Raw genomic sequence first — 22,238 nt, forward strand, 5'->3', positions numbered from 1 at the left:
ACCCGTCGGGCTTTTTTCGTCAGGAGGCTCTGCGCACCTGCCCTGCTCTGCCTGAAACTTTTCCTCCCCAATCGGCTCGATCACCTAACCTCATAGACTGTGTGATCAATTCGAGCCGCCGCACCCATGCGCAACACATTGAAGTCGTTGTTTTTTGTCGCATTCATGCTGCTGGTTGGCGGCAGTTCGCCGCTGTGGGCAGCCGATTTGCCGGCGCCGGCCACCACCGCCGCCGCGCCGCTGCCGGTGATTTCGCAAAGCGATCTGCAAGCCCTGCAACAACGCCTTGATGGGCTCAAACAACAGATCTCCGCAGCGAACAACTACAACCAGCTCGAAGGCCCGCAGGATCGGGTGCAGGCGTTCATTCTGGATGTCGATCAGTTATCGGCGGCGCTGTTGCCGCAGCAGGCGCAACTGGCGGTGCAGTTGGGCGTGCTGGGGGCGGCGCCGGATGCCGATCTGGCGGCGGAACAGGCGGATATCATCGCGCAACGGGCGTCGCTGGCCGAGCAAAAGAGCAAGGTCGACGGAACACTGAAGAGCCTGGCGGCGTTGAAGCAGAGCGCGGCAGATCTGATTACGCAGATCGCCGGCATTCGCCGCACGTTGCTCGAGAGCGAATTGACCCTGCGCACTGACAGCGTGTTGAGTCCGCATTTCTGGTCGCCACTGGTGAGTCCGACTGACGATGATCGTCAGCGTCTGCTTTTTTTCGTCGCTCAAGTGCGTGATACCTGGGCCACCGTGTGGGCGCCGGGCGAACGCTTGTTCACCAGTATCCTGGTGTTATTGGCGCTGATCATCTGGACCTTCGGCCGCAGACTGGCCGAACGCGGTCTGACCTGGGTGTGCATCCACCGCGTGCCGGAGGGTAGGCTGCGCCGCAGTGCGCTGGCATTCGCCTCGGCACTGGCGACCATCGCCACCACCGCCATTGCCCTGCAACTGCTGTTCTACGCCTGCACCCGCCACCAACCCTTGCCGCCGGTGCTGGAAACCTTTTCCGAAGAGTTCGAAAAAGTCGTGTATGCCTGCGTGTTGCTCACCGGATTGAGCCGCGCATTGCTGTCGACCGAACATCCCTCGTGGCGCCTGCCGGCGATTGCCGATCCGGTGGCGCAGGCGCTCAAGCCCTACCCGCGCATCCTGTCCTGCACATTGCTGGTGCTGGTCACGCTGGTGCAGGTCAGCAACGCCACCGGCATGAGCAGCCAGATCGTGATTGCCGGGCGCGGAGTCATTTCGATCATGGTGCTGGCGATTGTCATGACCCTGATGCTGCGCGTCGGCAAGGTGCGCAAGGCGCTGATCGCGGCCAATGACGCGTCAGCGACGAACAGCACGTTCGCCGGGGTGATTTATACCCTCGCCAGCGTCTCGATGTTTGTCCAGGCGCTTGCCCTGCTCGCCGGCTACGTATCGCTGGCGCGGTTCATCAGTTATGAGCTGGTGTGGGCGTACATTGTCTTGTCAGGGTTCTACCTGCTGATCCAGTTGATCAAGGACGCCTGCGAGCATGTGTTTTCCCCCCGACATGCGAGCGGCAAGGCACTCAAACAGTTACTGGGTATCGGTGATCGGCGACTCGATCAGATCTCGATTCTGCTGTCCGGCTTCAGTCGGGCGGCGCTGTTGCTGCTGGCGGTCATCGCCCTGTTTGTCGGTGGCATCGGCACCACCCTCGGACAACTGGCGAGCAACATCATGGCGATCCTCGGCGGCGCCGGGTTGCGCAAGCTGAACATCGTCCCCGGCCACCTGCTCAATGCCCTGTTGGCGCTGATGATCGGCATCTGGCTGATCCGCGCCCTGCGCCGTTGGCTCGACAATGAATTCCTGCCCAAGACCGACATGGACCCGGGCATGTGCGCCTCGCTGAGCACGCTGTTTTCCAACATCGGTTACGCGTTCGTGATTCTGCTGACGCTGTCGTCGCTGGGGGTGCAGTGGACCAATCTGGCGTGGATTGTCAGTGCGCTGTCGGTGGGTATCGGTTTCGGTCTGCAGGAGATCGTGAAGAACTTCGTCTCGGGCCTGATTCTGTTGACTGAACGACCGGTGAAGGTCGGCGATTTGATCAGCATCAGTGGCGTCGAAGGCGACATCCGCCGCATCAATGTGCGCGCCACGGAAATCCAGCTCAGCGACCGCTCGATCGTCATCGTGCCCAACTCGCAATTGATCTCGCAGAACCTGCGCAACGTGACCCTGGGCGGCAGCGCGCAAGGCGTGGCGTCACTGGAGTTGGTGTTCCCGCTGGACATCGATCCCGAAGAGGTCAAGGACCTGTTGCTCAACAGCTATCGCGAGAACGAAACCATCCTCGATAAACCGGCGCCGTTTGTGCGCTTCAGCAAATTGTCGCCGGACGGGATCACCTTGACGGTGACCGGCTATGTGGGCAGCCCGAGGATTGTCGGGGTGACCAAAAGTGATTTGTTGTTTGAAATTCTCAAGCGCCTTGGAGCGGCTGACATCGCGCTGGCGAAACCGCCGGGAACGGCATAAGCGGGTTATTCCGCAAGCGCCTAAATGCCTGCCTTTTCGGTCTTTATTGGCGGTCAGACAGCAACCTTATACTCGAGCGGTTTACTCATCGTTCAAAAAGGATGTTCCATGCCTCGACGTCTTCTACTGGCGGCGCTGTTCGTCGCTGTTGCCGGTTGTGCCAGCCCTCCTCCTGCGTCCGTTCACACCCATGATCCCGCCAGTTCGACCCTGCAAGGCGATGCCTCGCGGCCGGCGCAGGCGCAGTGGATTCGCACCGAGTTGTATTTTTCGGTGGGGTCGATTGATGGCAAGGAAGGTGCGGTCAGTCCGGCGCGCTGGCGTGAGTTTCTTGATCAGGAAGTCACGTCGCGGTTTCCTGATGGCTTCAGCGTGTTTGATGCTTATGGGCAGTGGCGGGACAAGGGCGCGAAAGAGCCTGAGCGCTTGAGCACGAAGGTGATTGTGATCCTGCATGAGAACAGTGCGAAAAATGTAGCCAACATCGAAGCGATTCGTTTGGCTTACAAGCGTATTACCGGGGATTTGTCGGTACTGCGGTTGTCGCAGCCGGCGGAGGTGTCCTTCTAGCCCCCCCTCACCCTAGCCCTCTCCCAAAGGGAGAGGGAACCGATCCGGGGATATTAGAGAAGTACGCCGACCTGAACGTGTTTCACTGAATCCATAATCGACCTCGGCCTGTATTTGCTTCAAGCCATAATCGATTCGGTCTTTCAGGTCGATGTATCACGCAAGACAACGCGGTCGGCTCCCTCTCCCTCCGGGAGAGGGCTGGGCGGGCGGCGTTTCCGATGAGGGCTTGGCGTCAGTCGGCTCAACCCGGCCAACAGCACCACGCCCACCACCAGCACCCCAATCCCCAGAAACGCTCCCCACCCCACCACCGTCACGCTGGAATACAGCATGTACAAACACAAACCGAAAAACAGCAACGGCAACAGCGGATACAACGGCACCTTCACCGGCCTCGGCACCTCGGGAAAGCGCCGCCGCAGAATGATCAACGCCACGCTGCTCAAACTCAAGAACAGCCAATAAACCGGGGTCAGGTACTCAACCATCGTGTTGAAGCCGCTCTGGGTAAAACTGCCAAACAGCACCAGCAACAACGCCACCGCACCTTCCGCCAGCAGCGCTTTGCGCGGCACGCCATGCCGATCATCCCAAGCGCCGAAACTGCGCAGTTGCGGCACATCGCAAGCTGCTGCGTAGGTGGTGCGCGCACCGACCAGCAGGGTCGAGTTGATCGTCGCAATCGCGGCGATGCCAACCATCAGCAAAATCAGCATGACACCCGGTGCACCGAAAGCACGGTTCAACAACTCGACCGCTGGTGCATTGCTGGCGGCCAGTCCAGCGAACCCCAAGCCTTGAACGAACGCCCAATTGAGCGCCAGATAGATCGCCATCAGCACGGTAAGCGCGCCCATCATGGCGATGAAAATACCGCGCCGCCCGTCCCGCACTTCCGCCGATAACGTTGCGGCATCGCTCCAGCCGCCGAACGCCAGGAAGACAAAAATCATGGCCGCCGAAAACCCGGCCATACCGGTGTTTTCCGGGATGGGCAACAAACTCGGCACAGGCGGTTCGATACCTTGCCAGGCCAGAAAAACGCCGGCACTGGCAATGCTCAGAAAGCCCAATGCCAACAGTCCCACCAATAAAGTCTGGGTAATAAAGCCGATGTGCTTGCCACTGAGATTAAGCAGCACCAGCGCGGCAATCACCGCGCCGGCAAACAGCCCCGAACCGTACTGCCCCAACGGCACCACCGCATCGACGTAATCGGCAAACATAAACGCCGACAAGGCAATCCACCCGGTGTGCATCACCGAAAACCGCGACCAGGCGAACAAGAATCCCATGCGTTCGCCATACGCCGTGCGCAGAAAGTGATAATCGCCGCCCGGGTGCGGAAACGCCGTGGCCATCTCGGCAAAACACAGCGCGCCCATCATCGACGCCACACCGCCCAGCACCCAAACCAGGTAGAAATGCGCCGGCCCGACGTTGAGGGCCACGGTCGGCGCGGTTTTCAGGATGTCGGTGGTAATCACCATGCCCAGCGTGATCAGCAACGCCTGCAACACCGGCAGATGCCGCCCCGGCCCCGCATCAGAAACCATAGGTAGCGCGGGCGTAGTAGTAGGCGCCGTTGGTGCCGATTGGCGAGAGCACGTCGTACGGCAGGTTGCCGCCGTAGTTGATCGCCGAACCGGAACGTTCCGGGTAGTTGTCGGTGAGGTTGTTACCGCCCACGGCAATGTTGAATTTCGGGGTGAATTTGTAAGCCACTTCGGCGTCCAGCTGCCACACGGCGCCGTAGGTTTGCTCGGGCTGCGAGTCACCGAAGTCGAACACGCGGGTGGTCTCGCCCTGGCGCGTCAACCGCCCGAGCAGGCCCCAGTGTTCACTGGCCCAGTTGGCCGAAAAGATGAAGCGATCCTTCGGCGCGGCATCGGTCAGGGTATTGGTTTCCTCGACGCCCACGAGGGCGTCATTGCCGATGCCCAGTGCCGTCAGTTGCGACGGCGTGCCTTTGGTGCTGGTGACTTTGGTGTGGTTGTAGGTGTACGCGGTGGTCAGGCCCAGTTGCCCTTCGTAGAACGGCTGATGGTAGTTGAGCACCAGTTCGGCGCCATGGGTGCTGGTGTCCGCAGCGTTGGTGAAGAAGTTGACGTCGTGCACGCCAGCAACGCCGAAGTTGTCGTTGATGTAATTTTCCAGGGCATCGCTGCCAATGCGTTGCGACAGGGTGATGCGATCTTTGACGTCAATGCGGAACACGTCCAGCGAGGCATCGAAGCGGTCATTCAACTGGAAGGTCAGTCCGAGACTGAAATTCTTCGAGGTTTCCGGATCAAGCTTCTCGGCGCCCAGTGCACGGGCGATCGGATCGTTGACCGAGAGCACACGGATGTCAGTCAGCGTGCCGCCGTCGCCGAAGTTGCTGGTGGTGTTCTGGAAGCCGCTCTGAGCCAGCGATGGCGCGCGGAAGTTATTCGAGACCGCACCGCGCAGGGCCCATTGTTCGGTGAGTTTGTAGCGACCACTGAGCTTGCCGGTGAGTTTGCTGCCGGCATCGTCGTAATGCTCCCAGCGGGTGGCGGCGTCGACGAAGAAGCGGTCGGTGAGATCACCGGACAGCTCGGCGTAGGTGCCGAACACGTTGCGATCCAGATCCGACTCTTCGCTCGGGCGCAGGCCATTGGCGCCGTCCGCTCCGGAGCCGATGTAGGAGGCCTCGTCACCGGCGTAGGTCAGGTAATTTTCGTAGCGGTATTCACCGCCGACCGCGAGTACGAACGAGCGCTCGCCGAGACGCAGTTCACGGCTGAAGTCGAGGTTGGTGGTGGTCTGGCGCAACTCGTAATCGCCGGTATCGAACTTCGTCGGTGAGTCTTCGCCGAGGCTGACATTAAGCGTGCGCCGGGTCGAGCCATCGAAGCGGTTGCGACCGTGGGTGACGCTGCTGTCGAAGTCCCACTCGTCACCGATCAGGCCTTTGAAACCGGCGGTGGCGGAGACGTCTTTATTGTCGCCGAGCGATTGCGGCAAGTAGCCGTTGGGGTAGAACTGTGGCTGTTCGTACGGGTAGCGATAGAACTCGGCGCCGGTGGTGTGGCGCTGGTTGTAAGTGCCGAAGCTGTAGGCCTTGCCGCCGGCCAGCGGCAGTTCACTGTTGAACCAGAGGTTGACGTCCCGCGCAACGCCGTCGCCCATCACATAGTTGCGCTGGCCGGGGCTGTCGGCAAAACCGTCGAAACCGGCGCGGTTGGTCGGGTTGCGATCCTTGTATTCGGTCCCGCCGCGGATAAACCCGCCCTCCTCGCCCAGGCGCGTGCCGATCTTCGCGGTGGTGACGCTGTTCTGGCCGTCGGTGGTGGTCTTGTCGATGGCGTCCTGATGGGTGTGATAGGCGCCATAACTGGTCGACACTTCGCCGCCCTCGGGCGCGTCGTCGAGGATGATGTTGATCACCCCGGCAATCGCATCGGAGCCGTACTGCGCACCGGCACCGTCACGCAGCACTTCGATGCGTTTGATCGCGCTGAGCGGGATCGAGTTGAAATCCACCGGTGCGGTACCGCGACCGATCTTCGAGGAGTCGTTGACCACCGCTGAAGTGTGGCGGCGCTTGCCGTTGACCAGCACCAACACCTGATCCGGACTCATGCCACGCAGTTGCGCTGCACGCACATGGTCGGCGCCACCGGAGTTGGATTGGCGCGGCAGGCTGAAGGATGGCAGCAGCGTCTGCAACGCCGCGCCGAGTTCGCCATCAGCGGCGCCGGCGGATTTGAGGTCTTCGGCGGTGAGCACGTCGACCGGCACCGGCGAATCGAGCACGGTGCGTGAAGTACCCCGGGTGCCGGTGACCAGCACGGTGCCGAGTCGAGATTCGCTGTCGGCACTGGCGGAGGTTTCTTCTGCGTTGGCCGGAAGTTGCCAGATGGCAGACACGACGGCAGCCGCCAGTAATGAACGGGAACGGTAATGCATATAACAGCTCCTTGAATCGCAGTTAATACCCGGCCGTTACCGACAATAAAGTTCGGCAAGCAATGCGCGGCAATGTCTGCTGTAGTTTTAGATTTCTGGAAGGCAGTGAAGGCTTTTACAGTGAGTTGCAGTTTCCCCAGCGTGAGACGTTTCCCCTTTAAACCCGATGCTAGACGAGCTGCCGCCGATCGCAAAAGAACCAATAACGCTTAGGTTAGATCACTCTAAGGGAGTGCTCTTAGTTCAACATAAGTGTTGCTGAGCCAACACCTTAAGCAACTAACACCAATTTTTTAAATGAAATGCAGTCCCCCTGCAGGAGTGAGCCTGCTCGCGATAGCGGTGTGTCAGTTGACAACTTTCTTACTGATACACCGCTATCGCGAGCAGGCTCACTCCTACAGTTTTGATCTGCGTCGGGCACTACTTAATCAAACTCTTTTGCCAGCCAGGCATCCTCCGCAATATCCAGTTCATCACCACTGAATCGCTGTTCGGCAAACGGATCGGCGTGCAAATGAAAGCCATTCTGCTCCCAGAATCCCGGTTGTTCCTGATCAACGAATTCAAGCCCGCGCAGCCACTTGGCGCTCTTCCAGAAATACCGCCCCGCCACCACCAATCGCAGCGGCCAGCCATGTTGCGCAGTCAGTGGTTGGCCGGCGTAATGGGTGGCCAGCAGACTGTGAGGGTGCAGCAGATCATCAATTCGCAAGTTGGTCTGATAATCGTGGTCGGCATGGGCCATGACAAAAGCCGATGCAGGCTGGAGATCGAACGCCTGCAACAGATCCTGCAGATGCACCCCGCTCCACTCGGTGTCGAACTTCGACCAGCGCGTCACGCAATGGATGTCACAGCGCAGTTGTCGTTGCGGCAGTGCCTGCAGATCGGCATAACGCAATTCGATTGGCCGTGCGAGCGTGCCGAACAGGCGCAGCGACCAGTTGGCGAGGTCATATTCCGGTACATCGCCTTCGTGCAGGATTGGAAATCGCTCCGTCAGCACCTGGCCTGGGGGTAGTCGCTTACCGAGCGCCGGATCGGTTTTCGGGGAACGGCTTTTGCGTAATAGCAAGGCTTTGTTGTGCATGTAAGCTCCAGAACTCCCTCAGTTTGCGCAACTACGCATTACCCCTGTGGGAGCGAGCCTGCTCGCGAAAGCGGTGGGTCAGTCAACTGAGATATCAACTGATCGGACCTCTTCGCGAGCAGGCTCGCTCCCACCTGGACAATGTTGTGGTTAATGTTCTAGTTAGCCACCGGAATCCACGGCGCCCGCGCGACATTCGCGGTGTCGCCGAAAGCCGGAAGTTTCCGCGCCAGATCACGCACGTTCTTCACATCCAGATCCAGCAACTGTTGACGGGTAATCAGCGTCGGCGGCACCAGCACCTGATGCCCCGGATTCTCCCCGGCAATCAACATCGCCAGGCTGCGCACGCTGATCGCCCCGGCGACTTGCGGATTGACCGCCGCCGTCGCCGCCCAGGCGCTGTCCGGCTCTTTCATGATCTGAATATCGGCGGTAGAAATATCGGCGCTGTAGATCTTCACCTTGCTCGTCAGACCCGCCTCATCCACGGCGATTTTCGCGCCTTTGGCGAACTCGTCGAACGGCGCAAAAATCACGCTGATGCCTGGATTGGCGCGCAGCACGGCGCTGGCCTGATCCGCCACGGAGTTGGCAATCGGCGGATTGAGCGTGCCAAATCGCGCCTTCTCGATGATGCCCGGATTGGCTTTCTTGACCTGACTCCAGATCTCGTCGCGGCGCTCCATTGGCGTAAAACCGCTGATGTACACATAGCCGGCATCGAACTTCGTGCCGTTATCCTGCACCGCTTGATCGAGAGCCAGACGCGCCAGCGCATGGTGATCCTGCTCGACCTGAGTCACTTGCGGCGTGTTCAGATCGACATCGAAAGCAACGACCTTGATGCCTTTGGCGATGGCCCGATCAATCGGCGCTTTCAGCGTTTCCGCCAAGCCGAGCTGGACGATGATGCCGTCGACGCCCAGATCGATCGCCTGATCGATCATTTCGCCTTGGCTCGCCGCCTGCTGCCGGGCATCGAATACGCGCAGGTGGGCGCCGAGCGCTTCGGTCTGTTTTTCGACGCCGCGCAAATACGCTTCGGGAAAATCCCCGGAAAACAAATACCCCACCAGCGCGATCTGCACCTGACCTTTATCGAACGGCGCTGGCGCACCGGGCAAGGCGTTGGCCTGAGCGCTCAGCGCCATTGCCGAAAATAACGCCCCGGCGAAGCAATGACGGGCGAACTGTGTGATTGAACCGTGCATACAACATCCTTGAATGAAGTGGCTCAACGCGCCCGATGCGCGAGGCCGAACGTGAACATCAGGGCCAGCACCAACACCAGTCCCTTGACGAAATCCTGTGCGTAATACGGCGCGTTGAGCATGGTCAGGCCGTTGAGCAGCGTCGCCACCAGCAGCGCCCCGACCAGGGTGCCAAAGGCATTGGGCTTCTTCGCGCCGAGCACGGCAAAACCGATCAGCGCCGCGCCGAGGGCATCCAGCACCAGGCCATTGCCGGAGCTCACATCACCACGCCCCAAACGCGCCGCAAGCAACAATCCACCCAGCGATGCGAGCAACGCCGAGAGCACGTAAGCCAACAACTTGAAGCGCTGCACTGGCGCACCGGCCAGGCGCGCCGCCTGCTCGTTGCCGCCGATGGCATAGAACAGCCGACCAATGCGCGTGCGTTCGAGAAACAGCCACACCGCAATCGCGACCACCGCCGTGATCAGCACAGGAATCGGCACCACCTCCCACAATCGCCCGCGCCCTAGTGCGAGAAACGCAGCACTGAACGTCCCTTCGCTTTCCTCACCGCTGGGCAAGGTCATGCCTACCGCAATCGAACGCCCGCCAGTGGGAATCAACTGCACGCCGATCACCAGAAACATGCTGCCCAGCGTCGCGAGAATATCCGGCACCCGCAGTTTTACGATCAGCCAGCCGTTGAGCAGACCGACCAGCGCACCGCCTGCCAGACTGATCAACACCGCCGGCACCGCGCCCCAGCCGAGCACGACCATCACGTAACTGGCGATCATCAGGCTCATCGCCGCCACCGCGCCAATCGACAGATCGAGGCCGCCGACCGCCATGGTCAGCGTGACGCCCAGCGCCAGCAGCGCGACAATCGACACCGATTGCAGAATGCTGAACAGGTTGCCGACGCGCAGGAATGCCGGCTCCGCAACACTGAAAAACACCACGATCAGCGCCAGCAGCCATAACAGGCCATAGCGGATCAGCACTTGAAGCAGACGTTCGGCGCGTGCCGGCCCGGTCGATAACAGTGAAGTTGAATCAGGCACTCGCTCTGCTCCTTGGCGTGGCTTGAGGGGAATGTTCGGTCACGTCGCTGCCGGCCAGTGCGGCCACCAGGTCAGCACGATCAAGGCCGGCGCGTGGATACTCGGCGACCACCGTGTGATCACGCACCAGCAGGATGCGGTCGGCAATTTCCAGGGCTTCATCGACATCGGCGCAAATCACCAGTGTCGCGCGGCCCTTGGCGCTGCCGCGCAGCAGTTGGCCGATGTCGCGGCGGGCGCGCACGTCGACGCCTTGGAAGGGTTCATCAAGGATCAACACCCGCCCTTCGCCGAGCAGCCAGCGGCCGAGCACGACTTTCTGTTGATTGCCCCCCGACAGCGCGGTCATTGGCTCATCGATGCCGGCAGTCTTGATCCCCAGCGCAGCAACTTGCGCCTCGACCGCTGCCGCTTCGGCGCGGTTGCGGATGAAACCGCCGCGGGTAAAGCGCTCGAGAAACGGCAAGGTCAAGGTCCGGCGCAGTGAGAAGTCCGCCACCAGCGACTGACTGGCGCGATCTTCGGCCGCGAAGAACACCCCGCTTTGAATAGCCTTGCGCGGTGAGCCCGCATGCCAGTCGACCCCGTCCAGATGCACGCTGCCCGAGGCGGCTTTACGCAGACCGAACAGCACCTCGGCGATTTCACTTTTACCGGCACCCAACAGCCCGGTCAGCACCACCACTTCGTTCTCGTGCAGGGTCAGGTCGAACGCGGCTGAGCGCGGCACGATCTGCATGGCTTTGAGCTTCAACACCTCGCGCCCGGCCATGCTCGGCTGGTAAACATGCTCGGCCAGCGCCTGCCCCAGCATGGCGCTCACCGCTTCGGGCAATTGCTGCGCCGTGAACTCGCCCGCGAACTGACCATCGCGCAGAACGATGGCGCGATCCGCCACGCGTTGCAGGTCGGAGAGTCGATGGGAGATGTACAGAATCGCCACGCCGCGACTGCGCAAAGTGTCGATCAAACCAAACAAGCGCTGCGCCTCGGCATCGGAAAGCGCTGCCGTCGGCTCATCGAGAATCAGCAGGCGCGGCTGCAAGGCCAAGGCGCGGGCAAGCACCACCAACTGCCGTTCGGCCTGACCGAGATGCTCGATCGGCTGCTCCAGCGGCAATGTCAAACCCAGCCCGGCGGCGATGCTCGCGGCGCGTTCCAGCAGGCGTTTGCGATTGAGCCAAAAGTCCGCGTCCGGCTTGCACAGTTCATCGAGCAGGAGGTTTTCCGCGACGCTCAAACCCGGTGCGATGCCCTCGTTGATCTGCTGGTGCACCGCGACAATGCCCAAGCGCCGCGCCGACAGCGGTGAACTGAAATGCCGTAGCGCGCCCTCCAGCCAGATCTCGCCAGCGTCGGCAGTCTGGCTGCCCGCCAAGATCTTCACGAGGGTCGACTTCCCCGCGCCATTGGCACCGAGCAACGCCACGACTTCAGCGGGATAGATGTCCAGGCTGAGCGCGTCCAGCGCCCGGCTCGCGGCAAATATTTTGCTCAACTTACGCACACGAATCAGCGGCTCGCGGACTACAGCGACCGGCACACTCATACAATTCCTTAGCGGCGATGCGCCAGCGAACGAACCAATCGATCACCCAGGCTTTGCACGCCCTGAACGAGGATCACCAACACCACAACCGTGGCAACCATCACTTCATTGTTGAAACGCTGATAACCATAACGAATCGCCAGATCACCCAGCCCGCCACCGCCGATTACCCCGGCCATCGAGGAAAACCCGATCAGCATCACCAGCGTCAACGTGATGCCTGCAAGCAAGGCCGGCAGCGCTTCGGGCAACAACACTTTGCAGATCACATGACCAATGTCGCCGCCCATGGCAAGGATGGCTTCGATGCGGCCCTTGTCGACTTCGTCGAGGGCGTTTTCGACAATGCGCGCGAAGAATGGAAACGCGCCGATGGTGATCGGCACCACAGCGGCGGTGCTGCCCAGCGTTGTGCCGACCACCAGCCGCGTCAGTGGAATCAGAGCGATCAACATCACCACGAACGGCAGTGAACGGCCAAGGTTGACCACGCCACCCAGAGCCGCATTGAAGCGTGGCATCGGCAACAGTCCGTCGCGACGACTGATGAACAACAACACGCCCAGCGGCAATCCGATCAGCAACGTGAACAGCCCTGCGAGCAGGACCATGTACAGGGTTTCACCGGTGGCGTTGAACACCAGTTGCAGGATTTCATCCCAGTTGACGGTGCGGTTCATAAGTGCGCCGCCCGTACGCCGTATTGCTTGAGAAAACTCAGGCCCGGTGCATCGTGGCCCAACGGCAAGCCGCACGTTGGTCGCAGCGAGGCGCCCAGTGGCGATTGCGGATCGGCCAGCAGCCGTGGCACCGGACCGGCTTCGACCAGACGCCCGTTGGCCATGAATGCGGCGTGGTCGCAGATCGACTTGACCACGTCCAGTTCATGGGTGATCAACACGATGGTCACGCCCAGTTGCCGATTGATGTCGCGCAGCAGTTCGAGGATCGACGCGGTGGTTTCCGGGTCAAGCGCACTGGTGGCCTCGTCCGATAGCAGGTACGCCGGCTCTGCGGCGAGTGCGCGGGCAATCCCGACACGCTGTTTCTGGCCGCCGGACAATTGCGAGGGAAAGGCCTGCGCCTTGTCACTCAAGCCAACCAGCTCCAGCAGTTCGCGAACCCGCACATGGCGCCACGGCTTGCCGACATTGGCGATCTCCAGCGGCACCGCGATGTTGTCGAACACGGTGCGCGAATGCAGCAGGTTGAAGCCCTGGAAGATCATGCCGATGCGCTGCCGCTGGCGGCGTAAATCGCTGACCGACAGCGTCGTCAGGTCGATGCCGTCGAGCAGTATGCGTCCGCTGTCCGGACGTTCGAGCAGGTTGAGACAACGCAGCAGCGTCGACTTGCCCGCCCCGCTACGCCCGAGAATCCCGTAGACCGCGCCATCGGGAATGCTCAGCGAGACCTGATCCAGCGCCGGTTGCGGGGCTGACGGGTATGTCTTGCTCACCTGCTCGACGGCGATCATGGTTTGCCGCCCGCCACCGGAATCACTGAACCGGCGAAGTTGTCGGTGATGTACTTGGCGACCTCGGGCGACGTCAGATCCTTGGCCAGTTGCGCGATACGCGGGTCGTGTTCGAGCTTGGGCGTGGTCACCAGAATGTTCGCGTAAGGATTGTGCTCGGCTTTCTCCAGACCCAAAGCGTCCTTGGCGGGCACCAGGCCGGCGTCCAGCGCGTAGTTGCCGTTGATCACCGCCAAATCGACGTCGTCGAGCGAGCGCGGAATCTGCGGCGATTCGATTTCGAGAATTTTCAGTTGTTTCGGGTTCTCGGCGATGTCCTTGGGCGTTGCCTGATCGGCCGCCGGGTCGTTGAAGCCGGGTTTGAGTTTGATCAGGCCGTTGTCCTGCAACAGGTACAAAGCGCGGCTCAGGTTGGTGACGTTATTGGGCACGGCGACGGTGCCTTTTGCCGGCACGTCGGCGAAGCTTTTGTGCCGACGAGAATAAATACCCAGGGGCTCGATATGCACCGTGGCCGCCACCGCGAGTTTTTCGCCGAGGGCTTGTTCCTGAGACTTCAGGTACGGCAGGTGCTGAAAGTAATTGGCGTCGACATCGCCGTGTACCAGCAGCTCGTTGGAGTTCACGCCGTTGGGGATCTCGATGACTTTGAGGTTCAGTTGCGGATCGATCTTCTGGATGTACGCGAGAATCTGCGCGTGGGGCACCGGGTCGGCAGCAACGCGCAACGGTTCCAGCGCCTGCGCACCGAACGACGTCACCAGCACGCCGAGCACGGCCAGGGTCAAACCTGCTTTCTTGATCATCTGCGGAGTCCTTCAGCGGTGGGTGAGTCAGGCGGATTTACGAACGGGCGGTGGCGGCAGTAGCGCATCGGCGTAGAAGCGCTGCGCGACGTCGGGATGCGAGCGCAAACGACCTTTGAGGTAGTTCCAGCCGACATCGCGAAACAGCGGGTTAAGCGGGTCACTCGCCGGCCCGCGTGCCTCGCGCAACAGGGCGGTGGGCAGCGGATACAGCGGCACCACGGCATCCAGTTGCGCACCGAGGAAGAACGCGACAGACAGGCGCTCAGTGCCCTCGGGCGGCGACACGACCCGATGCACGGTGGCACGCAGATAGCCGTTGCTGGCCAGTTCGAGCAGTTCGCCGATGTTCACCACCAGGGTGTTCTCGCGCGGCAACGCATCGATCCAGCGCCCCTCTTCGATCTCGACCTGCAGACCGGCCTGTTGGTCTTGCAGGAGGAAGCTGAGAAAACCGGAATCCTTGTGCGCACCAACGCCTTGATGGCTCGATTCGCTGGACTGGCCGGGATAGCGCATCAGTTTGATGTGTTCGTTGGGTTTGTCGCCGTACAGTTGATCAAACGCATCGGCCCGCAGCGACAGTGCCTGGGCGAACGCACGCAGCAGGCGCAACGACATGCGCGTCATTGCCTCTTGCCACTCGAGCAGCAAAGGCTTCAGTTCCGGCAGTGCCGCCGGCCATTGGTTGGGGCCTTGCAGCCGCGCCCAGAACGGGCTGTCCGCGTCTAATGGCAACGCCTCGCGCTCGGCCCCCAGATCGAACTGCTCACGCAGATCAGGCTGGCCACGGGTGATCTCCGAAGCGGCACGGTTGTAACCGCGAAAGTGCGGTGAATTGATCATGCCGACGGCGGTTTTTTCGCTGTCGGGCAAGGCGAAGAACTGGCGAGCATGTGCCTGTACCTGCTTGAGCAAAGTGCTGTCGATGCCATGCCCGGTCAGGTAGAAGAAGCCGACGTCGCGGGCGGCGTGGCGCAAGTTTTCGAGAAATTCGTAGCGCTGTTGGGCCGTGCCTTCGAACAGCGACAGGTCCAGCGTCGGTAATGCGGTGATATCGAGGGGATGCGGCATGATTCACTCCCGTGTGAATCAAACCTGAAGAACCTGTGATCGATTCAGCATGTGCCGTCATGGCAATCGGGGTCTATCGGTTTGATGCGTATTGATTCGTCGTTGCGACAAAACTAAACGATCTTAAAAACGCTGAGCCAATATCTTTTTCGCATTACCTTAGGCCTGATTTCCCTCACCCCAGCCCTCTCCCAGAGAAGAGGGAGCCGACCGTGTCGCCTTGCGGTATACATCGACCTGAAAAACCGCGTTGGATTCGGTACAAAACGCTCAGGTCGGCGTAGCTCTCTAGATCACCTCGGTCAGTTCCCTCTCCCTCTGGGAGAGGGTTAGGCGGGCGGCGTTCCGATGAGGGGATGAGGCGACGCGGTATCAGATGCCTTGCAACGCACGCGGCCGCTGACTGCGCTGTTCCGCACTGGCGTCCGGTGCCGGTTGCAGATGGAAGTCGAACTTCAGTTCGGCATAACGCCCCGATACCGCGTCCTCGCGGAACACCACGTCCCCGACCAATCCTTCACGGGTCGCGTAGGGGCGCTCGATAATCGAACGCTTTTTTGGCTGAAAGAGAGGCTTTGGAACAGCACCTACACCTGTCGGCGAAATGCCCTACACGGTCGAGAGATCGAAGTTGAATATTTCCTACTATTGACAGCTTTTCGGCACATAAAAAAGCCCGTCTCAGTCGAAACTGAAACGGGCTTTCCCAGATCAACAACCGTTACTTCAGGTCGTCAAAGTGGTCTCGCAGGAACTCGTAAAAGCGAAACGCTTTAAACAATCTCCATACAAGGCTCAGCGTACGCAGCAAAAGCTTCATACGTTTTGGCCTCCAGGGCTGGGGGCCAAACCTCCAGCAGGCTTACCGGATCATGCTTGCCTTCAGCCTGCACGTTAAAGCAGCTAGTGAGGTGGCCGGTTGAATTCCCTCCGAAACATCATTCCGGCACGGGTGCAAAACCGTGTCAAAGGGCATAAAACCGTTTGGTCGCCAGCCTGGCCTCACCTCTGCTAGAACAAGTGAGCGCCCGCATCATAATCCTGATTCAAAGGCTTTCAGGGAAAATAATTTTCTGTTTTGTTAATCATTATTTCTGCCAGTTTTTTCTGAAAATAAAATAGCCTAAACAACCAGCCTCATACGCACTTTAACCTTGCAAGGGGGCACAAAGACTCCTACCATGAGCGAACGTTAAAGCAGCTAGTGAAGCATCAAACCTCAGCCGCAAACCGAGGTTAAAAAAACCACCCCGCTAAGGTGGTTTTTTTTCGCCTGCCTTTCACTGCACCCGACGGCGAAAAACAAATCACAACGCCCGCGCCCACGTCTGACTCACCAGATCCTTGCCAAAGCTGTGAATCGCTTCTTCCTCCACCAATTCAAATCCGGCCTTCTGATAAATCTTGCGCGCAGCCGTCAGGTTACTGGTCGTCCACAAGGTCATTTTCTGGTAGCCAATCTGCCGGGCAAAGCGCAGGCACTCCTCGACCAGACGACTGCCAATGCCCAGTCCCCGCGCGCTGGCGTCGACGTAGAGCATGCGCAGTTTGGCGGTGGTGGCGTCCTGGCGGACGATAAACACAGAGCCAATGACCTTGCCGTCCTTTTCCGCAATCCAGCAGCGTTCACAGGTGGGGTCGTAATCGCGCAGGTACTTGGCGACCACCTCGGCCACCAGCGCCTCGAACTCCGCGTTCCAGCCGTATTCACGAGTATAAAGAGCCGCTTGTTGCTGCATCACCGTCCCCATGTCGCCGGGCTGCGGATCGCGTAACACGTAAGTCGAGTCCTGACTGCCTTCCAACAGTGTCTGGATCAGCGTCATAGCGCCGATCAGTTGCTTCTGCTGCGGCTCCGGCAATCGTTCGAGCATGGCGACGATCTGCTCGCGGGAGGCCTTTTCCAGCGGGATCAGGATGTCGCGGCCGAAGTCGGTAAGGTGTAGTTGCGCAGCGCGGGCGTCGGTGGGCGACGGGACTTTCTGAATCAGCCCGCGCTTCTCAAACCCGCTGATAATCCGGCTCATGTAGCCGGCGTCCAGGCCGAGCATCTGCCACAGGTCGGCGCTGGTCAGGTCCCCATGCGAGGCCAGCTCATACAAAATGCGTAGTTCAGTCAGCGAGTAGTCGCTTTGCAGCAGATGCTCCTGCAGTACGCCGATCTGATGGGTGTAGAAGCGATTGAAGCCGCGCACGACATCGGCTTGCTCAAGAAGATCAATGCTGGACATGGCGAATGCTCAGTTATTTGCTTTAAGCAACTATATATTTGCCTAAAGCAACCATGTCAACAAAAAGCTAGCGACACTTGGCCAGCACCACCTGACAGGTAGCCGGTGTACCGCCGGAGCGCCCGGCATAGCGCATGCAGTTGTTCAGCGACTTCTGTCGCGCCATGTTCAAACTGGAACCCCAGGCCAGACCGCCCTCGCCGACCGTCGGCAAGGCCTTGGCGTAGCAGGCGTCTCCGCCGCCGGAGGGCGAATAGTGTTGGCGGCTTGAGCAGCCTGCCGTCAGTGTCAGGCTGAGGGCGATGAGGGTGAGCGAGATCCCTGGCAAGCATCGGTTGATCATCGTATTTCACCTGCCACCAAATGGGTCGTAAGCTGTTGAGTCTAGCCCCCTCACCTGCACAAATCTTCTAAACGTCGATGACCATTGCGCGGTATTTTATGAGGCCACACCTTTAGACGCCGAATACTGGAGCCTCCGTGGATAAACGCAACTGGATCGAGCTGTCCCAGGATGGCGATACCGGGATTGAATCGATTCGAGCTCACTTCGAGGGGCACGCCTACGATCCGCACTGGCATGACAGTTTTCTCGTCGGCGTCACCGAGCAAGGTGTGCAGCAGTTCAATTGCCGCCGCGTGCGCCATCGCAGTACGCCGGGCAACGTGATCTTGCTGGAACCGGGGGAAATCCACGATGGCCATGCGCCGACCGAAGACGGCTTCACCTATTCGATGCTCTACCTCGATCCGCATTGGCTTGAGCGTGAACTGCATGCGCTGTTCGAGGACGCACCCTCCGACAGCCAGCCCGGCTTTGCCGACACGCTGAGCCAGGATCCGCGTCTGGCCACCGGAATCAATCAGGCTTTTCATGCGCTGCATGACGGCGATCTGCGCATCGTTCGACAGACCGCCATCGACGGCTTGCTCGGTTCGCTCACGCGCCATCTCGCGTGGCGTAAACGTCAGGATTTCGATCCACGCCTGCCGATGGTGGCGCAAGTCGCACGCGACTATCTGCACGCGCACACCTATGAAGACATCGGCCTTGATGACCTCGCCCGAGTTTGTGGTGTGGATCGTTTTCGTCTGAGTCGCGCATTCAAGACAGCCTTTGGCCTGGCCCCGCACGCGTATCTGATCCAGTTGCGCCTGGCCAAGGCGCGGCAGTTGCTGGCGCGCGGTGAAACGCCGGCGCAGGTCGCCAGCGTGCTCGGTTTTGCCGACCAGAGTCATCTCGGTCGCTGGTTCCGCCGGGCCTACCAACTCACCCCCGCCGACTACCGCAAACGCTGCTCAAACCTTCCAGACTGACGTACACCGACTGGCGATCATGGCTTCCTGTGTTTACTTCCAAGGAATCCGCCCATGGCGTCATTATTGCCCTTCCTGCTGTTTGCTTTCGTTGCCTCGATCACGCCGGGGCCGACCAATATTCTGGTGTTGAGCCACAGTTCGCGCCAAGGCTTGCTCGCCACATTGCCAATCATTTTCGGCGCCTGCGCGGCGGCGGCACTGATTGTGTTGGTGGTCGGCCTCGGTGCCGGCGAAACCTTGCTGCGCTACCCGCGTGTGCAGCAAGCGATGGCCTGGGGCGGTGTGCTCTGGTTGAGTTGGCTGGCGTGGCAGATCTTTCGCAGTGCACCGCCGTCGCTGGACCCGGCCGAGGCCCAGGACGAAAGCTTCAGCGTGCTGGGCGCCGCCATGCTGCAACTGGTCAACCCCAAGGTGTGGATGATGGCTGTGGCGGTGGTCAGCGTGTTTGTCGGTGGTGGCGAAAAGACCTTGCGACTGCTGGTGCTGTCGCTGGCATTTCTCTTGGTGTCGTTGCCGTGCATGACGTTGTGGGCGTTGCTGGGTGTGGGCAGCGCGCGGTTGATGGGATCGCCCAAGGCGTTCAAGCGGATGAACGCGGCGCTGGCGTTGTTGCTGTTGCTCTCGGCATGGCTGACCGTCCTGGCATAACGCCCCTGTAGGAGCTGCCGAAGGCTCGGGCCGCGATCGGACGATCTTTTGATTTTTTACGATCAAGATCAAAAGATCGCAGCCTTCGGCAGCTCCTACATTGTTCTACGCCACTTCATCAGGGTGAGGTGGCCTGCCGATACTCGCGTGGTGTAAACCCGGTCGAGGCTTTGAACTGGCGAGTAAAAGCGCTGTGATCGGTATAGCCGCATTGCAGCGCGACATCGGTAATCGGCAGGTCGGTGTGGAGCAATCGATGAGCATGTTCGAGCCGTACTTTCTGGATCATCTGCCGAGGAGTCAGGTGAAACACCCGTTTGCAGTAGCGCTCCAGTTGCGCGACTGAAATGCCGGCGATGCGGGTCAGCTCACCGAGGGTGACGCGGCGATTGAAATTCGCGCGGATATGCTCATCGACAGCCGCCAGCCGTTCGAATGCCGGGTGCGTTTCACTGGCCGATTGCAGGTCCACCGAAATTCCCGCCAGGCCAATGATCACCCCGTCACGGTTGTACAGCGGCTGCTTGTGCGTCAGGCACCAGCCCGGTTCACGACTGCCGTACAGATGCAGTTCCAGCTGATCCTCCAGCACAAAACCTTCCTCCAGCACTTTGCGGTCCTGCTCGGTGTAGCCCGGGCCCAACTGAGCCGGGAACACTTGCGCGCTGGTTTTTCCTAGCAGTGGACGTAAATCCTTCAAGCCACAACGCTGCACCAGCGTGCGGTTGGCGAGCACGTAACGGGCCTGCACATCCTTGATGAAAATCGCCGCATTGGGGATCACGTCAAGCATCGGCAACAGCAGCGCGGCGCCGGCCAAGAGTTCTTCAAGAGTCTGTGGACGATGCCCATCAATGCCTTGAGACAGGATCGAGAACGCCTGTTGCATCAAACAATCCCCTCGTAACGTGGATGGACGAAGCGCCCGCCATATGGGCTTCGCGTGCAGATTGCAGCATGGCTCAAGGCATGTCGAGGGCCGCGTTTCGCCAGCACGATTGTGCTGATTTCGTCATCGAAGCCGCCGCAAAAGATCAATCGCCACAGCGTCGACCCGTTCAAAGTCTGGCCGTCCCAGTGACACAACTGCCTATCCAATAACTCACAAGAAGGCGATGCCATGTCAGGCCAAGGCAAGTTCAAAAAACAGCTTTCACTGATCGACCTCACATTTATCGGGCTCGGGGCGATCTTCGGTTCCGGCTGGTTATTCGCGGCCAGCCATGTGTCCGCCATCGCCGGGCCGGCGGGGATTTTCTCCTGGTTGCTGGGCGGTTTTGCCGTGTTGTTGCTGGGCATCGTCTATTGCGAGCTCGGCGCCGCACTACCTCGTGCCGGCGGCGTGGTGCGTTATCCGGTTTACTCCCACGGGCCGCTGCTTGGCTATCTGATGGGCTTCATCACCCTGATCGCATTTTCCAGTCTGGTGGCGATCGAAGTGGTTGCCTCGCGCCAATACGCGGCAGCATGGTTTCCCGGCCTGACCAAGGCTGGCACCGGTGATCCTACGATACTGGGCTGGATGGTGCAGTTCGGTCTGCTGTGCGTGTTCTTCCTGCTCAATTACCGCAGCGTGAAGACCTTCGCCAAAGCCAATAATCTGGTCAGCGTGTTCAAGTTCATCGTGCCGCTGCTGGTCATCGGCGTGCTGTTCACCTTCTTCAAACCGGCCAACTTTCACGTGCAGGGTTTCGCCCCGTTCGGCTTGTCCGGTATCGAAATGGCGGTGTCGGCGGGTGGCGTGATTTTCGCTTATCTGGGGCTGACACCGATCATCTCGGTAGCCAGTGAAGTGAAGAATCCGCAGCGCACTATTCCCATCGCGTTGATCCTCTCGGTGCTGCTGTCGACGCTGATTTACGTGCTGCTGCAAATGGCCTTTCTCGGCAGCATCCCGACCGAAATGCTCGCCAACGGCTGGGCCGGCATCAGCAAGGAATTTTCCCTGCCATACCGCGACATAGCACTGGCGCTGGGTGTGGGTTGGCTGGCCTGGCTGGTCGTCGCCGACGCGGTGATCTCGCCGAGCGGCTGCGGCAACATCTACATGAACGCGACCCCGCGGGTGATCTACGGCTGGGCGCAGACCGGGACCTTTTTCAAACTCTTCACTCACATCGATGAAAAGTCCGGCATCCCGCGCCCGGCGCTGTGGCTGACCTTCGCCCTGTCGGTGTTCTGGACCCTGCCGTTCCCGTCGTGGGAAGCGCTGATCAACGTGGTTTCCGCCGCACTGGTGTTGAGCTACGCCGTGGCCCCTGTGTCCGTGGCGGCACTGCGCCGCAATGCGCCGAACATGCCGCGCCCGTTCCGGGTCAAGTGCATGGGTGTGCTCGGGCCGGTGTCGTTCATCATCGCCGCGTTGATCGTTTACTGGTCGGGCTGGAACACCGTGTCGTGGCTGCTCGGCCTGCAAATCCTGATGTTCGTGGTGTACCTGCTCTGCGGTCGTTTTGTGCCGACCGCTCACCTGAATCTGGCGCGTCAGGTGCGCTCCTCGGCGTGGCTGATCGCCTTCTATGCGGTGACCATCGTGCTGTCGAAACTCGGCACGTTCGGCGGCCTCGGCATCCTCGCCCACCCGTTCGACACCCTTGTCGTCGCTGCTTGCGCCACCGGCATTTATTACTGGGGCGCCGCGACGGGCGTACCGGCGCACCTGCTGCGACTCGAAGAAGACGAGGACAGCGAAGTCACCGCCCCCGCCTCGACCGTGTCTTCTCGCCCTGTCGGCGCCTACTGAAACCACCTACGGAATCC

Annotated in this window: 18 protein-coding genes and 1 pseudogene; 5 read left to right on the forward strand and 14 right to left on the reverse strand. The window is 60.3% G+C overall.

The annotated features are described in order from the left end of the window. Positions 1 to 126: 126 nt before the first annotated feature. Positions 127 to 2,511, forward strand: a complete 2,385-nt coding sequence (locus P3G59_RS16830) for a DUF3772 domain-containing protein (protein WP_277758162.1) — start codon at positions 127 to 129, stop codon at positions 2,509 to 2,511. Between the two features lie 108 nt (positions 2,512 to 2,619). Beyond that, a complete protein-coding gene (locus P3G59_RS16835; protein ID WP_277758163.1) occupies positions 2,620 to 3,081 on the forward strand; it encodes a DUF3574 domain-containing protein in 462 nt (153 codons plus the stop codon). Positions 3,082 to 3,224: 143 nt separating this feature from the next. Here P3G59_RS16835 and P3G59_RS16840 read toward each other — a convergent pair whose 3' ends face one another. From P3G59_RS16840 to P3G59_RS16900, 13 genes and pseudogenes are all read right to left on the reverse strand, one after another. Then, entirely contained in the window at positions 3,225 to 4,640 is a 1,416-nt protein-coding gene (locus P3G59_RS16840; RefSeq protein WP_277758164.1) for an APC family permease, read from the reverse strand. After that, positions 4,630 to 7,017, reverse strand: coding sequence for a TonB-dependent receptor (locus tag P3G59_RS16845; protein ID WP_277758165.1), 2,388 nt, complete (start codon positions 7,015 to 7,017; stop codon positions 4,630 to 4,632). Before P3G59_RS16845 ends, P3G59_RS16840 begins: the two co-directional genes overlap by 11 nt. A 427-nt stretch (positions 7,018 to 7,444) precedes the next feature. After that, positions 7,445 to 8,110, reverse strand: coding sequence for a sulfite oxidase-like oxidoreductase (locus P3G59_RS16850; protein WP_277758166.1), 666 nt, complete (start codon positions 8,108 to 8,110; stop codon positions 7,445 to 7,447). 158 nt (positions 8,111 to 8,268) lie between these two features. After that, complete coding sequence (locus P3G59_RS16855) at positions 8,269 to 9,324, reverse strand: substrate-binding domain-containing protein (protein WP_277758167.1); 1,056 nt, start codon at positions 9,322 to 9,324, stop codon at positions 8,269 to 8,271. Positions 9,325 to 9,347: 23 nt separating this feature from the next. Beyond that, positions 9,348 to 10,373: an ABC transporter permease gene (locus tag P3G59_RS16860; RefSeq protein WP_277758168.1), complete on the reverse strand. Its 1,026-nt coding sequence runs from the start codon at positions 10,371 to 10,373 to the stop codon at positions 9,348 to 9,350. Beyond that, the gene (locus P3G59_RS16865) at positions 10,366 to 11,922 is read right to left on the reverse strand and encodes a sugar ABC transporter ATP-binding protein (protein WP_277758169.1); all 1,557 of its coding nucleotides are present in this window, start codon (positions 11,920 to 11,922) and stop codon (positions 10,366 to 10,368) included. The genes P3G59_RS16860 and P3G59_RS16865 overlap by 8 nt, the downstream gene beginning before the upstream one ends. 8 nt (positions 11,923 to 11,930) lie before the next feature. Beyond that, the gene (locus P3G59_RS16870) at positions 11,931 to 12,602 is read right to left on the reverse strand and encodes a methionine ABC transporter permease (RefSeq protein WP_277758170.1); all 672 of its coding nucleotides are present in this window, start codon (positions 12,600 to 12,602) and stop codon (positions 11,931 to 11,933) included. Then, a complete protein-coding gene (locus P3G59_RS16875) occupies positions 12,599 to 13,399 on the reverse strand; it encodes an ATP-binding cassette domain-containing protein (RefSeq protein WP_277758171.1) in 801 nt (266 codons plus the stop codon). Before P3G59_RS16875 ends, P3G59_RS16870 begins: the two co-directional genes overlap by 4 nt. Beyond that, positions 13,396 to 14,205 carry a MetQ/NlpA family ABC transporter substrate-binding protein gene (locus P3G59_RS16880; RefSeq protein WP_277758172.1) on the reverse strand — a complete coding sequence of 270 codons (810 nt, stop codon included), beginning with the start codon at positions 14,203 to 14,205 and terminating at the stop codon, positions 13,396 to 13,398. The genes P3G59_RS16875 and P3G59_RS16880 overlap by 4 nt, the downstream gene beginning before the upstream one ends. 27 nt (positions 14,206 to 14,232) lie before the next feature. Beyond that, on the reverse strand, positions 14,233 to 15,279 hold the full coding sequence (locus tag P3G59_RS16885) for an isopenicillin N synthase family oxygenase (protein ID WP_277758173.1): 1,047 nt from the start codon (positions 15,277 to 15,279) through the stop codon (positions 14,233 to 14,235). Between the two features lie 372 nt (positions 15,280 to 15,651). Continuing rightward, positions 15,652 to 15,810: pseudogene (locus P3G59_RS16890) on the reverse strand (catechol 1,2-dioxygenase); the annotation flags it as partial. Between the two features lie 776 nt (positions 15,811 to 16,586). Then, positions 16,587 to 17,510, reverse strand: a complete 924-nt coding sequence (locus P3G59_RS16895) for a bifunctional helix-turn-helix transcriptional regulator/GNAT family N-acetyltransferase (protein WP_277758174.1) — start codon at positions 17,508 to 17,510, stop codon at positions 16,587 to 16,589. A gap of 67 nt (positions 17,511 to 17,577) precedes the next feature. Beyond that, on the reverse strand, positions 17,578 to 17,853 hold the full coding sequence (locus tag P3G59_RS16900) for a hypothetical protein (protein WP_277758175.1): 276 nt from the start codon (positions 17,851 to 17,853) through the stop codon (positions 17,578 to 17,580). 137 nt (positions 17,854 to 17,990) lie between these two features. Between P3G59_RS16900 and P3G59_RS16905 the strand changes: the two genes are divergently transcribed. Together P3G59_RS16905 and P3G59_RS16910 are read left to right on the forward strand one after the other, a co-directional pair. Then, positions 17,991 to 18,827 carry an AraC family transcriptional regulator gene (locus tag P3G59_RS16905; protein WP_277758176.1) on the forward strand — a complete coding sequence of 279 codons (837 nt, stop codon included), beginning with the start codon at positions 17,991 to 17,993 and terminating at the stop codon, positions 18,825 to 18,827. Between the two features lie 54 nt (positions 18,828 to 18,881). Beyond that, positions 18,882 to 19,478, forward strand: a complete 597-nt coding sequence (locus P3G59_RS16910; RefSeq protein ID WP_277758177.1) for a LysE family translocator — start codon at positions 18,882 to 18,884, stop codon at positions 19,476 to 19,478. 118 nt (positions 19,479 to 19,596) lie between these two features. On the opposite strand, the gene P3G59_RS16915 is transcribed toward P3G59_RS16910, so the two are convergent. Beyond that, on the reverse strand, positions 19,597 to 20,367 hold the full coding sequence (locus tag P3G59_RS16915) for an AraC family transcriptional regulator (RefSeq protein ID WP_123593317.1): 771 nt from the start codon (positions 20,365 to 20,367) through the stop codon (positions 19,597 to 19,599). A 231-nt stretch (positions 20,368 to 20,598) separates the two neighbouring features. Here P3G59_RS16915 and P3G59_RS16920 point away from each other — a divergent pair, with 231 nt between their 5' ends. Further along, positions 20,599 to 22,221, forward strand: a complete 1,623-nt coding sequence (locus P3G59_RS16920; RefSeq protein WP_277758178.1) for an APC family permease — start codon at positions 20,599 to 20,601, stop codon at positions 22,219 to 22,221. Positions 22,222 to 22,238 lie beyond the last annotated feature (17 nt).

Source organism: Pseudomonas sp. A34-9 (assembly GCF_029543085.1).
In the GTDB taxonomy this organism is placed as follows: domain Bacteria; phylum Pseudomonadota; class Gammaproteobacteria; order Pseudomonadales; family Pseudomonadaceae; genus Aquipseudomonas.